The sequence below is a fragment of the Jiangella anatolica genome (assembly GCF_003236295.1).
GTDB lineage: Bacteria > Actinomycetota > Actinomycetes > Jiangellales > Jiangellaceae > Jiangella > Jiangella anatolica.
Genome location: NZ_POTW01000066.1, coordinates 24,662 through 37,841 on the forward strand (window position 1 = coordinate 24,662; position 13,180 = coordinate 37,841).

The 13,180-nt window shown below is 71.4% G+C and carries 15 protein-coding genes and 1 other RNA gene; 2 read left to right on the top strand and 14 right to left on the bottom strand.

Going from position 1 to position 13,180, the window contains the following annotated elements:
* Positions 1-33 precede the first annotated feature (33 nt).
* Positions 34-594, top strand: a complete 561-nt coding sequence (locus C1I92_RS22665; RefSeq protein WP_111256925.1) for a CGNR zinc finger domain-containing protein — start codon at positions 34-36, stop codon at positions 592-594.
* Between the two features lie 98 nt (positions 595-692).
* Here the strand turns inward: C1I92_RS22665 and C1I92_RS22670 are convergent, their stop codons facing one another.
* The 4 genes from C1I92_RS22670 to ssrA all read right to left on the bottom strand — a co-directional run bounded on the left by C1I92_RS22670 (position 693) and on the right by ssrA (position 2,806).
* On the bottom strand, positions 693-1,331 hold the full coding sequence (locus tag C1I92_RS22670; RefSeq protein WP_146605247.1) for a hypothetical protein: 639 nt from the start codon (positions 1,329-1,331) through the stop codon (positions 693-695).
* Between the two features lie 180 nt (positions 1,332-1,511).
* Complete coding sequence (locus C1I92_RS22675; RefSeq protein WP_111256927.1) at positions 1,512-1,940, bottom strand: type II toxin-antitoxin system VapC family toxin; 429 nt, start codon at positions 1,938-1,940, stop codon at positions 1,512-1,514.
* The gene (locus C1I92_RS22680; RefSeq protein WP_111256928.1) at positions 1,937-2,200 is read right to left on the bottom strand and encodes a FitA-like ribbon-helix-helix domain-containing protein; all 264 of its coding nucleotides are present in this window, start codon (positions 2,198-2,200) and stop codon (positions 1,937-1,939) included. Before C1I92_RS22680 ends, C1I92_RS22675 begins: the two co-directional genes overlap by 4 nt.
* A gap of 234 nt (positions 2,201-2,434) precedes the next feature.
* Positions 2,435-2,806, bottom strand: a transfer-messenger RNA (tmRNA) gene (gene ssrA / locus C1I92_RS22685).
* A gap of 139 nt (positions 2,807-2,945) precedes the next feature.
* Here ssrA and C1I92_RS22690 point away from each other — a divergent pair.
* Complete coding sequence (locus C1I92_RS22690; protein ID WP_111256929.1) at positions 2,946-4,850, top strand: acyl-CoA dehydrogenase family protein; 1,905 nt, start codon at positions 2,946-2,948, stop codon at positions 4,848-4,850.
* Between the two features lie 16 nt (positions 4,851-4,866).
* Here C1I92_RS22690 and C1I92_RS22695 read toward each other — a convergent pair whose 3' ends face one another.
* The 10 genes from C1I92_RS22695 to C1I92_RS22735 form a co-directional block, all read right to left on the bottom strand.
* Entirely contained in the window at positions 4,867-5,286 is a 420-nt protein-coding gene (locus C1I92_RS22695; protein ID WP_111256930.1) for a MaoC/PaaZ C-terminal domain-containing protein, read from the bottom strand.
* Positions 5,283-5,462: a hypothetical protein gene (locus C1I92_RS33460; protein ID WP_146605248.1), complete on the bottom strand. Its 180-nt coding sequence runs from the start codon at positions 5,460-5,462 to the stop codon at positions 5,283-5,285. Before C1I92_RS33460 ends, C1I92_RS22695 begins: the two co-directional genes overlap by 4 nt.
* A gap of 142 nt (positions 5,463-5,604) precedes the next feature.
* Positions 5,605-6,099, bottom strand: coding sequence for a tetratricopeptide repeat protein (locus C1I92_RS22700; RefSeq protein WP_111256931.1), 495 nt, complete (start codon positions 6,097-6,099; stop codon positions 5,605-5,607).
* Positions 6,096-7,112, bottom strand: coding sequence for a DUF3048 domain-containing protein (locus C1I92_RS22705; RefSeq protein ID WP_111256932.1), 1,017 nt, complete (start codon positions 7,110-7,112; stop codon positions 6,096-6,098). Before C1I92_RS22705 ends, C1I92_RS22700 begins: the two co-directional genes overlap by 4 nt.
* Positions 7,109-7,582, bottom strand: a complete 474-nt coding sequence (smpB, locus tag C1I92_RS22710) for an SsrA-binding protein SmpB (protein WP_111256933.1) — start codon at positions 7,580-7,582, stop codon at positions 7,109-7,111. Before smpB ends, C1I92_RS22705 begins: the two co-directional genes overlap by 4 nt.
* A 43-nt stretch (positions 7,583-7,625) precedes the next feature.
* Positions 7,626-8,963, bottom strand: a complete 1,338-nt coding sequence (locus C1I92_RS22715; protein ID WP_111256934.1) for a M23 family metallopeptidase — start codon at positions 8,961-8,963, stop codon at positions 7,626-7,628.
* Positions 8,964-9,161: 198 nt separating this feature from the next.
* Positions 9,162-10,067: a permease-like cell division protein FtsX gene (gene ftsX, locus C1I92_RS22720; protein WP_111256935.1), complete on the bottom strand. Its 906-nt coding sequence runs from the start codon at positions 10,065-10,067 to the stop codon at positions 9,162-9,164.
* Between the two features lie 37 nt (positions 10,068-10,104).
* On the bottom strand, positions 10,105-10,794 hold the full coding sequence (gene ftsE, locus C1I92_RS22725; protein WP_069110375.1) for a cell division ATP-binding protein FtsE: 690 nt from the start codon (positions 10,792-10,794) through the stop codon (positions 10,105-10,107).
* A gap of 148 nt (positions 10,795-10,942) precedes the next feature.
* Positions 10,943-12,061: a peptide chain release factor 2 gene (gene prfB, locus C1I92_RS22730; RefSeq protein WP_199521493.1), complete on the bottom strand. Its 1,119-nt coding sequence runs from the start codon at positions 12,059-12,061 to the stop codon at positions 10,943-10,945.
* Positions 12,062-12,150: 89 nt separating this feature from the next.
* Entirely contained in the window at positions 12,151-12,915 is a 765-nt protein-coding gene (locus tag C1I92_RS22735) for a TetR/AcrR family transcriptional regulator (protein ID WP_158564239.1), read from the bottom strand.
* Positions 12,916-13,180 lie beyond the last annotated feature (265 nt).

Consider the following 13,180-nt stretch of genomic DNA (forward strand, 5'->3'; position numbering starts at 1 on the left):
TGTGGTTGTAAACCGTTAAGCAGGGTGGTGCCGATGAGGCGGTGGAGCTGGCTCGGCGACCGGCTGGCGCTGGACTTCGCCAACACCGTCCGCCGGCGTGGCGATCACTACGTGGAATACCTGGCCACCCCCGACGACCTGCGGGACTGGCTCGCCGCCGAGGCCGGCCGCGTGCCCCCGGTCGACACCCACGACGCCGGCGCGTTCCCCGCGGTCCGGGCGCTCCGCGACGACGTCCTCGGGCTCCTGCGCGCGGCCGCGCGCGGCGAGCCCTGGCCCGCCGACGCCGTAGACAGGGTCAACGACGCGCTGCTGCGCCACCCGGTCGTGCGGCTGCTGCACACCGCGGACACCCCCGCCGAGCTGCGCCTGGCCGGCGACGGGCCCGCACCGTCCGCGCTGCTCGCCACCCTGGCCGCGGCCGTGGTCGACCTGCTCGCCGGCCCCGACGGCCGCCGCCTCGCCCTGTGCGACGCGCCGGGATGCGGCCAGCTCTACCTGCGCGAGCGCGCCAACCAACGCTGGTGCGGCAACGCGTGCGGCACCCGCGCCCGCGTGGTCCGGCATCAGAAGCGCGTCACGCGCACGCCTTGAGCGTGTCGTCGACGACCCGTGGGGACGGGTCGCAACTGCTAGCTGGGCGCTCCTCGCCCACCGCCCGGTCGCCGCCCTCCGGCCTCGAGCTCGTTCGGCTACTGGAGCACGTCCTCGGGCACGGAGACCAGCGAGCAGTTCCGGTCGGCCGGGCAGTGGACCCAGACGGTGACCGACCGCGGCTCGGACTCCCGAACCTGCTCGTCGTTCTCGTCCTCGTACCGGATGGACTGCACACCGGTCACGGTCCGCGCCACCTGCCCCTGCGGACCATCTGGGGTAGCGCTGTCCTGCTCTGGCTCGACGACGCTCTCGACCTCGAAGCTCGTTCGCAGGCCTTGCTCCGCCTGACGGTCCCAGGTCTCCTCGTCCGGAATCCACTGGCCGGTGACCTCGACCAAGCTGTCGTAGTCGTCCCCGACGACGTCGGGGTCGATCGCCCCGAGCAGCACGTCACGGTAGCCGCGAACGTAGGAGTCGGCCGGGCTGAGGCCGAAGACCAGCTCGGCGATCGCCTCGGCGTACACGTCCGGGTCCTTCGTGTCAGGCAGCCTTACGGCCTGCGCGCCCGGCATCGCCGATTCGGCATCGCCCGAGTTCTCCCCAGGCAACGACGAGCCGGCCGACGGGCTCTCGTCATCGCCGCCGCAGGCCGTCAGCACGGCGATCACGACCACGGCGAGCCCGATGACCAGCCGCGAGGATCGCCGGGTGGCCATGTCTCGTGCTCTCGCCATGTCCAGCATCTTCTCCTTGTATCTGCAGGCAGCGAACGCGGGCATCGTCGGCCGTCGACCTGAGCCCAGCGGGCTCGAGGGGCGGAGGTGATCCTAGTGCGCGAACCTGAACGCTGATGTCGGACCCGTCGGTGCGACGCCCCACGCCTGACAGTGCGGCGACGCCGGCGGCGAAGTCGACTACTGAGATCGCTGCTCACCGCCCGCCGGGGTGGGAATCACAACGTCGATTCCGGCCACCGTAGCGGCGCGGCCAATCCGTTCGTCCAAGGTCACCAGGGGCACGCCGTAGCGCTGGGCGAGCGCGACATACGGTGCATCGTACGGACTGACGTTGTGCCGCAGGTCCCAGATCATGGCGAGAAGCCACGTTTCCGGACCTGTGTACTGGACCTCGACCTCGCGGACCGCGCTGGCGAACGCGTCAGCTTGGGCAGTGGTGATCAACCCGGCGGCCTCGTACCTGCGAATGGTCCTCAGAACCTCGATGGGGGCATGCGCCGGCGCCGCCCACTCCAGATCGTCGCTCAATGCCTGCCGGCAAGCATCACCCGAGAGACCGCCGTCGACCAGTGCCCGCACCCACACACCCGCATCGACGACGATCATCCGGCAACCGTGCCCCGATCGACCTCGAGGCCGCCATCCCGACCCTCGCGAACGATCCGCTCGGGGCTCAACTCCTCAGGAAGCACCTGCCGATGAGCAGCCGTGGACTCGAACACGACGGCGTTGCGCGCCAAACGCGCCTCCCGCCGAAGCACATCGAGCAGGTACGCCTGCATCGACTGTCCACGCGAGGCCGCCCGCTGCGCGATGATGTCACGCACCTCGTCGGGAACATCTCTGATCTGTAGCGCCACCGTCATGCATGCATATTACATGCAGGACGGGCCGGCCCTGTCATCTCGCTGGGAGCTGACCGCACCCCGTAGATCCGGACTCGACGATCCCGGATACGTCACACAACGGCTGGCCCAACCAGAGATCGGGACACAGGCCACTGCGTAGATGCGCGCAGATCCCGCCCGCACAACGCGATCAGCACCCCTCAGGCCCGAAAACCAACTGGTCAACGGGCCCGCAGGGGTGCCGATACTGTCATGTGGAGCTGCCGGGAATCGAACCCGGGTCCTTCGTCGCTTCTCCAGGGCTTCTCCGGGCGCAGCCTGCTATGCCTCTACTCGGCTCCGGTGATCACACAGGCGAGTTCACCGTGACGAGCCCAGTCACGTGAGTGTCCCTACCGGTCCCGTGACCGTACCGGAAGGTGAGCCTCCTGAATGATGCCGAACACCGGGTTGGAAGCAACCCCGGGTCGACAGACTTCAGTTCCCTGCCTCAGGCGGCGAGGGCGAAGTCAGTGCGCTTAGCGTTGGCACTTGTAACGTTTGCCGCGAGCGTTAACGAGATAACGCGGCCTCCTCGGCCCGCTTCCCCTGGTTCGACGAACGAAGTCGAAACCGCTCAGCCCCTCTGGAGTTGTCAATCCCCCGGGCGAACCCGAAGGTCTACCAAGGTTACCGCCTTCAACGCCCGCCAGGCGAGCGAGATTCCCCGCGCCGACTACCGCCCGGTAACATGGGGTACGACGCCACCGACGGAGGAGGCGCGATGACCATCTCTCAACAGGTCGACGAGCGTGAGGCCCGGCGGGTCGCGGAGGCGGCGCGCGAGACGCGGTGGGACAAGCCGTCGTTCGCCAAGGAGCTGTATCTCGGCCGGTTCCGGCTGGACCTCATCCACCCGCACCCGTCGCAGGCGCCCGAGGACGAGGCGGCGACGACGGCGTTCCTGGCGAAGCTGCGCGGCGTCTGCGACGAGCTCGACGGGGGCGTCATCGAGCGCGAGGACCGCATCCCCGACGAGTACGTGAAGGCGCTGGCGCGCGCCGGCGTCTTCGGCATGAAGATCCCGCGCGAGTACGGCGGCGCCGGGCTCACGCAGGTCGGCTACAACCGCGCGCTCATGCTGGTCGGCAGCGTGCACCCTTCGATCGGCGCGCTCGTGTCGGCGCACCAGTCCATCGGCGTGCCGGAACCGGTGAAGCTGTTCGGCACCGACGAGCAGAAGCGGGCCTACCTGCCGCGCTGCGCCGCCGGCGCGATCAGCGCGTTCCTGCTCACCGAGCCCGACGTCGGCTCCGACCCGGCCCGGCTCGCCGCGTCCGCCGTCCCCACCGACGACGGACGGTTCTACGAGCTCAGCGGCACCAAGCTGTGGACCACGAACGGCGTCATCGCCGAGCTGCTGGTCGTCATGGCGCGGGTTCCGGAGCACGCCGGTGGCCGCGGCGGGGTGACGGCGTTCGTCGTCGAGGCCGACTCGCCCGGCATCACCGTCGAGCACCGCAACGCGTTCATGGGGCTGAAGGGCATCGAGAACGGCGTCACCCGGTTCGACGGCGTCCGGGTCCCGGCCGCGAACCGGCTCGGCCGCGAGGGCGACGGGCTGAAGATCGCGCTGACCACGTTGAACACCGGCCGGCTCTCGATTCCGGCGCTGTGCACAGGTGCGTCGAAGTGGTGCCTGAAGATCGCCCGCGAGTGGTCCGCCGAGCGGGTCCAGTGGGGCCGGCCGGTCGGCCGGCACGCCGCCGTCGCGCACAAGCTGTCCTACATCGCGGCGACGGCGTACGCGCAGGAGGCGGTCCTGGACCTGTCCGCGCACCTGGCCGACGAGGGCCGCCGCGACATCCGCATCGAGGCAGCGCTGGCGAAGCTGTGGTGCAGCGAGACGGCGTGGGTGGTCGCCGACGAGCTCGTGCAGATCCGGGGCGGCCGTGGCTACGAGACCGCCGACTCGCTGCGGGCCCGCGGCGAGCGCGCCGTCCCCGCCGAGCAGATCCTGCGCGACCTGCGCATCAACCGCATCTTCGAGGGCTCCACGGAGATCATGCACCTGCTGATCGCCCGCGAGGCCGTCGACGCCCACCTGCAGGCCGCCGGCGACGTCGTCGACCCGGAGGTCGCGCTGGCCGGCAAGGCGAAGGCGGCGGTCAAGGCGACCGGGTTCTACGCCAAGTGGCTGCCGCAGCTGGTCACCGGCGCCGGCCAGCTGCCCACGTCGTACCAGGAGTTCGGCGTGCTGGCGCCGCACCTGCGCTACGTCGAGCGGGCGTCGCGGCGGCTGGCCCGGTCGACGTTCTACGGGATGGCCCGCTGGCAGGGCGGCCTGGAGAAGAAGCAGGGCTTCCTCGCCCGCGTCGTCGACATCGGCGCCGAGCTGTTCGCGATCGCGGCGTCGTGCGTGCGGGCACGGATGCTGCCGGAGTCCGGCGCGGTCCAGCTCGCCGACGTGTTCGCGCGGCAGGCCCGGCTGCGGGTCGAGCGGCTGTTCGACGCGCTCTGGCACAACACCGACGGGCCGGACGAGGCTCTGGCGAAGGCCGTGCTGGCCGGCGAGCACACCTGGCTCGAGGCGGACGTGCTGGACCAGAGCGAGGGCACCGGGCCCTGGATCGCCCCACCGCCCAGCGGCCCGCCGGGCGAGAACGTCGCCCGCCGCGTCGCGTTCTAGGGCGCCGGCGGCCTGTTCACGGCCGGACGAGCGCCCGGCCGCGGCCCACCGTTCCGGCCCCGGCGACCGTCGCGACGATGGTCAGGGCGAGCCCGCTGTCCGGCTGCCGGTCCGCGACGCGGGCCTCCAGGGCCACGGCGACCCCGCCCTCCGGGACGACGACCGGGCGGAGGAACCGGAACGTCAGCTCCGTGAGCCGCGCCGGATCGCCGAGCCGGCGCGACAGCAGCCGGCTCACCAGGCCCAGGAGGAGCGTGCCGTGCGCGATCACGCCGGGCAGCCCCGCCTCGGCGGCGATCCGCGGGCTCCAGTGCAGCGGGTTGAAGTCGCGCGACGCACCGGCGTAGCGGACCAGATCGGCCGGGCTGAGCCGGTACTCGTCACCGGCCACGAGGTCGCCGGGAACGAGCGCCGGCGCCGGCGCGGACCGCGTCACCGCTGAGCCGCCACTCCGCGCCGCGTGATGACGGCGACCTCGAGCACCCGCACGCCCTCGGCGTCCGCCGCCATCGCGGCGACCCTGCCGTAGCAGTCGCGGCGCACCCACCACCAGCGCCCGGCGACCCACTCCTTCGTTCCCCGCCCCTGCCCTGTCTGTGGTCGTCGTGTCACGGTCGCCTCCGTCGGATCAACCTCACTCTTGTAAAACGAATATCCCTTCTTTTATTGGTCGGCAAGATCTTGGACGTGAGGCGTGGATCACGTCGGCCCGGTGGAGCGGTGCGGGGCGCCCTCGGCCGGGCGCGGAAGGGTCTTACCTCGCGGGCTCGATCAACGCCCGGGCGTAGGCGGCCATCGAGCGCTGGTAGCGCGGCAGGTGCCGGGCCAGCGCGCCGACGGCGACGGAGACGGCCTCGCGCTCGCGGCCGGCGTCGGTGAGCGCCAGCGCGAGCACGCAGCGCGCGGCGTCGTCCAGGTGATCGGAGCCGCGCTCCAGCTCGGCCGTCAGCAGCTCGACGCTCTCGGCCGGCCGGCCGAGGTTGCGGATGCTGCTGGCCAGCTGGATCACCGCCCGGCGCCGGCGTTCGCCGGGCAGCTCGCCGGCCAGCGCCTCGCGGTACAACGGCTCGGCGAGATCGGGCCGGCCGGTCGAGTCGAACGCGCAGGCCCGCTCGAACGCCGCGACGGGATGACCGTCCGGCAGGTCCCCCGCCAGCTCGTCCACGACGGCGCGGAACGTCTCATCGTCGTAGGAGTCGATCGCCGCCCACGCGGTGGTGACCCGCTGTTCCCAGTCCTTGGAAGTCATCGCAGCGTCACCGTACCGGAGTCGGGCACCAGCTCGATCCACACCCGCCCCGGCGGCACGGCCAGCGGTGCGCCCGACGCGTCGGCCAGCGTCAGCGGCGCGGCCGGCGCCGTCTTCGACCAGGTGCCGTCGACGGCGGTCCCGGCGGTGAGCAGCGTCGCGGCACCGGAGCCGACGAGGACGGTCTCGGGCACCGGGTTGCCGGCCGGGTCCTCGTAGCCGGCGTCGCGCACCGTCACCCGCAGCACCAGCACCGTCGCCGGCCCGAACCGGTCGCCGTCGGCCGCGTGGTCGCCGTCGAGCACCCAGACGCCGTCGGACCAGGTCCAGCTCGACGTGCGGGCGGCGGAGAACGTGACGTCGGCACCGCCGACCGGCCGGCCCGCGGGCGGCGCGCCCCACGGCAGGTACGAGCCGGCCGGGACGCCGGCGCCGGCGGTCAGCCCGGCCACCGCCTGGGCCGGATCGAGCATGACGTTGTACGGCGCGGGCCGGCTGTGGTCGCGCGACAGGCCGTTGCCGCCGCCGCTGAGCACCGTCACCCCGGCCTTCTCCAGCGCCCGTAGCACGCGGCCGGCCCCGCCGGACGCGACCAGCACGCCGCCGGCCGGCAGCGCGATCCCGGCGTCGGTGGTGCGTACCGACCGCACCGGCCCGGCGACCGGCGGCAGCGCCGACTGGAACATCACCGCCAGCCGGGTCAGCCCGCCTTCGACCAGCTCCTCGACCACCAGGTCGGCGGACGACAGGCCCAGCTGCGGCGCGGCCGGCCGGGTGTTGTCGATCTTCACGACCAGCGCCGGCCGGGCGGCGTCGGCGGCCGACGGCGCGGGCAGGCCGGTCAGCGGCCAGGCCGGCACGGGGGTCGGCGTCGGCGACGGTGTCGGTGACGGCGTCGTCGTGGCGGGCGGCGCGGACGAGGGCGGCGCCGTCGACCCGTCGTCGCCGCCGCAGCCGGCGACCAGAAGCGCCGCCGCCAGGACCGCCGTCAGCACCCGCCGCCGCGGGCTCACCGCTTGCGGCGAGCGTTCGCCATGGCCCGCTCGGCCTCGCGCTTGGCCTCACGCTCGGCGAGCGTGTGCCGCTTGTCGTAGGCCTTCTTGCCGCGGGCCAGCGCCAGCTCGATCTTCGCGTAGCCGTCCTTGAAGTACAGCGACAGCGGCACCAGCGTGTACCCGGTCTCGCGGGTCTTGCCGATCAGCTTGCTGATCTCGTCCTTGCGCAGCAGCAGCTTGCGGGAGCGGCGCGGCGCGTGGTTGTTCCAGGTGCCGAGGTCGTACTCGGGGATGTGCACGTTGCGCAGCCAGACCTCACCGTCGCGGACGTCGGCGAACCCGTCGACCAGCGACGCCTTGCCCGCCCGCAGCGCCTTCACCTCGGTGCCGGTCAGGACGATGCCCGCCTCATAGGTGTCGTCGATGTGGTATTCGTGGCGGGCCTTGCGGTTCTGGGCCACCACGGTGCGTCCGCGCTCTCGTGCCATGCCCCAAGGATCTCACTTCGAGTGCCGTCGGGACGACTGCGTTTCAGCGGCCGAGGTAGTTCATCGGGTTCACGCGCTCGCCGTTGACGTAGAGCATGAAGTGCAGGTGGCAGGCGGTCGAGCTGCCGGTCGTGCCGGAATAGCCGATGACCTCGCCCTGCGAGACCCGCTCGCCGTCGCCGACGGCGAACCGCGAGAGGTGGCTGTAGGTCGTGACCATGCTCCGGGAGGCGACGGCGACCTGGTTGCCGTAGGCGCCGCGGTAGTAGGCCCACTCGACGGTGCCGGCCGCGGCCGCGCGGATCGGCGTGCCGCAGTAGGCCCGGAAGTCGGTGCCGTCGTGCAGCTTGTAGACGCCGGTGACCGGGTGGACGCGCATGCCGTAGGGCGAGGTCACGTACGGGTTCGCGGTCGGGAAGGCCAGGGTGACCGAGCCGCCACCGCCGGAGCCGCCGCTGTCCTGCTCGGCCTGCTCCTGCTCGGCGGCCTCCTGCTCGGCCTGCCGGCGCTGGATCTCGGCGATCTCGGCCTCGATCTGATCCCGCTCGGCCGACCACTGCGCCGTCTGCGCCTGGTCCTCGGCCTGCGCCGCGTGCGCCGCCGACACGGCGCCGTCGCGGGCCGCGACCAGCTGGTCGACCTGGGCCTTCGCCTGCGCCGCGGCGTCGGCGGCGGCCTGCGCCGAGGCGCGGGCCTGCTCGGCCTGCTGCTCGCGCTGCTCCGTCGTCTGCAGAGTCTCGGCGGCGAGTTGGCGGGCCCCCTCGGCCGCGGCCTCCAGGTCCTCCAGGATGACGCGCTCGTTGGCCAGCTCGGCGCGGTCGTCCTTGAGGTCGGACATGATGCTGTTCTCGGCCGTCAGCACCGACGTCGACGCCGCCGCGCTGGCGGCCAGCTCGTCCATGCTCTCGGCCTGCATGAGGATGGTGAGGCTGGCGAGGTCGGCGCCGACGCCGCGGGTGTAGGCCTGCACGGCGACCTGGCTGATCGAGGCGCGCTTGCCGTCGATGCGCTCGGTGACGTCGTCGATCTTGGCGACCTGGTCGGCGACCTTCTGCTCCGCCTCGGCCAGCCGCTGCGCCGCCGCCTCGTCGGCCGCCCGGGCCGCCGCGACCTCGCCGCGGGCGACCTCCAGCTCGTGCTCCGCCGCGGCCAGTCCCTGCTGGGCGGTGGCCAACGTGGCCTCCGCGCCCGGCAGTTGCGCCGTCGCCGCCTGGTAGGCGGCCGTCGCGTCGGCCAGCGCCTGGGTGGACTCGGCCAGCTCGTCCTGGGCACGGGCGAGGCTGGACTGCGTCTCCTTCAGGCGTCGCTCCGCGTCGGAGGTGGCCGCGGCCTGGCCCAGACCGGTGCAGAGCAGGCCGAGGGTGACGACGAGCACGGTCACACGCCGCACCCACGACGCCTCAGTAGCCACAGCCTTCACAGCGGCCTCCCTCGCACCACTCGTGCACGACCGTAACACCTATCACTCCGGGCGCGAAGCAGCCTCGGATAACTACATCGGTGTCATTTGCGCAGGCGAGGGCCCTGAGGGGACATCTCGGACGAACTGACGGCGAACGCGGGCGTGGCGCCCGGCCGGTCAGACGCGCAGGTAGCGGCGCAGGGTGATGAACGAGGCCAGCACCGAGATGACCACGCCGGCGGTCAGCAGCCAGGGCGTCGCGGCCCAGACGTCGGCGCTGTCGACCCACGAGGTGAACTGCAGGTTCGGCGCGATGAACCGGCCGACGACGAACTCCACCCCGCCGAACAGCGCGACGACGCCGAGCAGCGAGCCGAGCAGGCCGGCGATGGCCGCCTCGAGGATGAACGGCAGCTGGATGTAGAAGTTCGACGCGCCGACCAGCCGCATGATGCCGGTCTCGCGGCGGCGGTTGAACGCGGCCAGCCGGATCGTGTTGCCGATCAGCAGGACGGCCGCGATGATCTGGATGCCGGTGATGATGAACGCGGTGATCTGCATGCCGTCGAGCGTCTGGAACAGCGGTTCGAGCAGCTGGCGCTGGTCGGTGACCTCTTGCACACCCGGCAGGCCGGACACCGCCGAGACGACGCCGTCGTACTCCTCCGGGTCCTGCAGCGCGACCCGGAACGACTCGGGCAGCTGGTCCGGCGTGATGATGCCGCCGATGTCGGAGTCGTCGAACTGCTCGCCGAACCGCTCGAACGCCTGCTCCTGGTTCTCGTAGAACACCTCGTCGACCTCGGGGTGCGACTCCAGCGTCTGCCGGATCGTGTCGCGCTGCGCGTCGGTGACGGCGCCGTCGGCGCACCCTGCCCCCGTCGAGTACGCGTTGCACATGAACACCGAGATCTCGATGCGGTCGTACCAGTAGCCCTTGGTGGTGTCGGCCTGGGACCGGACCAGCAGACCGGCGCCCAGCATGGCGATGGAGATCGCGACGACGATGACGAGCGCGATGGTCATCGTCAGGTTGCGGCGAAGACCGGTGGCGATCTCGGACAGGACGTACTGGAAGCGCATGGTTTCTTCCGGGTCGGCGGGTCGGGACGAAGGGGCGTCAGCGGGTGTAGCCGTAGACGCCGCGCGACTGGTCTCGGACCAGCTTGCCGTGCTCGAGCTCGATGACGCGCTTGCGCATCTGGTCGACGATGGACTGGTCGTGGGTGGCCATGACCACGGTGGTGCCGGTGCGGTTGATGCGGTCCAGCAGCTTCATGATGCCGACGCTGGTGCCGGGGTCGAGGTTGCCGGTGGGCTCGTCGGCCAGCAGGATCAGCGGCCGGTTGACGAACGCGCGGGCGACGGCGACCCGCTGCTGCTCGCCGCCGGAGAGCTGGTCGGGCAGCCGGTCCTCCTTGCCGTCGAGCCCGACGAGCTCGAGGACGGCGGGGACGTCGCGGTTGATCTGGCGGCGCGGCTTGCCGATGACCTGCAACGCGAACGCGATGTTCTCGAACACCGTCTTGTTCGGCAGCAGCCGGAAGTCCTGGAAGACGGTGCCGATGCGGCGGCGCAGGTGCGGGACCTTCCAGTTGGACAGCCGGTGCAGGTCCTTGCCGGCGACCCGGATGCGGCCCGCCGTCGGCTTCTCCTCGCGCAGCGTCAGCCGCAGGAACGTCGACTTGCCCGAGCCCGACGGCCCGACGAGGAAGACGAACTCGCCCTTCTCGATCTCGAGCGACAGGCTCTCCAGGGCCGCCTGGTTCTGCGTCGGGTACAGCTTGCTGACGTTGTCGAAAAGGATCACGATGCCTCGCCGATCTGGATGTGTGACGCTCCCGCGATGGTCCTGACCGCTTGAAGCTCGTCTGTGAGTGTACGTCCGGTGGTGACCGCACGCTGGGAGAACCAACGCGGCGTGCCGCCCCGATGGTTCCCGTGTCGTCGCTGGCCCGTCACTGCGACTCGGCCTGCTCCTGCTGCTTGCGCCAGCGGATGCCGGCCTCGAGGAAGTCGTCGATCTGGCCGTCGAACACCGCCTGCGGGTTGCCGACCTCGTGCTCGGTGCGCAGGTCCTTCACCATCTGGTACGGGTGGACGACGTAGGAGCGCATCTGGTCGCCCCACGACGCCTTGACGTCGCCGGCCAGCTCCTTTTTCTGCGCCTGCTCCTCCTCGCGGCGCAGCAGCAGCAGCCGGGACTGCAGGACGCGCATGGCGGCGGCGCGGTTCTGGATCTGCGACTTCTCGTTCTGCATCGACACGACCAGGCCGGTCGGGAGGTGGGTGATGCGGACGGCGGAGTCGGTGGTGTTGACGCTCTGCCCGCCGGGCCCGGACGAGCGGAACACGTCGATGCGGATGTCGGTCTCGGGGATGTCGATGTGGTCGGTGGTCTCGATCAGCGGGATCACCTCGACCGCCGCGAACGACGTCTGCCGGCGACCCTGGTTGTCGAAGGGCGAGATGCGCACCAGCCGGTGCGTGCCCGCCTCGACGGACAGCGTCCCGTACGCGAACGGCGCCTTGACCTCGAACGTCGCCGACTTGAGGCCGGCCTCCTCGGCGTAGGAGGTGTCGAGGACCTCGGTCTTGTAGCCGTGCCGCTCGGCCCAGCGCAGGTACATGCGCAGCAGCATCTCGGCGAAGTCCGCGGCGTCGACGCCGCCGGCGCCGGACCGGATCGTCACGACCGCCTCGCGCTCGTCGTACTCGCCGGACAGCAGCGTGCGGATCTCGAGGTCGGAGATGACCCTGCGGAGGTCGTCGATCTCGCGGTCGACCTCGGCCATCGCGTCCGCGTCGCCCTCGTCGCGGCCCAGCTCGACCATGACCGGCAGGTCCTCGATGCGCTGGCGCAGCTCGGTGAGCTTGCGCAGCTCCGCCTGCAGGTACGACAGCTGGCTCGTGACCTGCTGCGCCTGCTCGACGTCGTCCCACAGGTCCGGCGCGGCAGCGTGCGCCTCGAGGTCGGTGATGCGCTCGCGCATCTTCTCCGGCTCGAGGACGTTCTCGATGCTGGCCAGGGTCTGGGAGAGGTCGGCGATCTCGGCGTCTATGTCACGTGCTGCCACGTCGCACAAGGGTACGCGCTCCCTCGGCGACGGCCCGCATCCGCGCGTTCGACGAGGCCGAGGTCACTCTGCCAGCCCGTCCGCCGTGGTCACGCCGGCCGAGGAGCCGGCAGGCCCGCGGCGTCGGCGACCAGGCGCATGCTGGAGGTGAAGATGGCGTCGCGGGCCTCCATCGGCAGCCAGTCGAGGTGACCGTAGGCCTCGAGGCTGGCGAAGCCGTGCACGCAGGCCCAGCAGTGCAGCATCGCCTGAAACGTCTCGGCCGGGATCGGCGGGCCGTCGATCGGCGAGACCTTCTCCTCGGCGTGCTCGGTCAGGAGCCGGCCGATGACGCCGCCGTCGTCGGGGAGGCGGGGCGGTCGCAGCATCCCGGCCTGGGCGGCCTCGTAGAACAGCGCCTTGAGCTGCGCCATCGCCCGCTGCGCCGCCTCCGTCGTCGGGCCCTCCTCGGGGGCGTGGTAGCCCGGCACCGGCAGACCGAGGATGAGCGCGAACCGCCCCGGCTCCTCGCGGGCCCAGCGGCGGTACGACTCGGCGACCGCGACGAACCGTCCCCCGGGATCGTCGACGGGGATCTCGTCGCGCGGCCCGGCGACGGCGTTGCCCAGCTCGTCGTACGCGTCGACGATGAGCGCGGTGAGCAGCTCGTCGCGGTCGGCGAAGTAGCGGTACAGAGCGGGCGCGGTCATGCCCATCAGCCGCGCGATGTCGGAGAACCGGAAGTCGGTCGTGCCCTGCTCGCGCATCAGGCCCAGCGCGGTCCGCTTGATCTCGTCGATGGTCGCGGCACGAGCGCGTTCCCGCCGCGACGGCGCCCTGTCCTGCCCGTCACCGGGCTCCGTCGGGTCCACCATCCGTGCCACCTCCTCGTTCGCGTCGTTGGGAGCCGAAGCGTGAAGCATCGTCACAGAAGTTAAGGCTCTTGACAAGTTTAGCCGCTTCGTGTTTGTTATTTGGCGTAACACTTCTAACGCTACGTCACGTAACGCTTTGAGGGGCAGACGATGGACGAGTCCACCACCAGCGACGGAGACCGGTCCGGCGCCGCGGCCGGGATGGATGAGCAAGGGAACGCCGGGACTCTCGGGTCTGCCGGGCAGCGGGCCGAGGGGCTGGGAG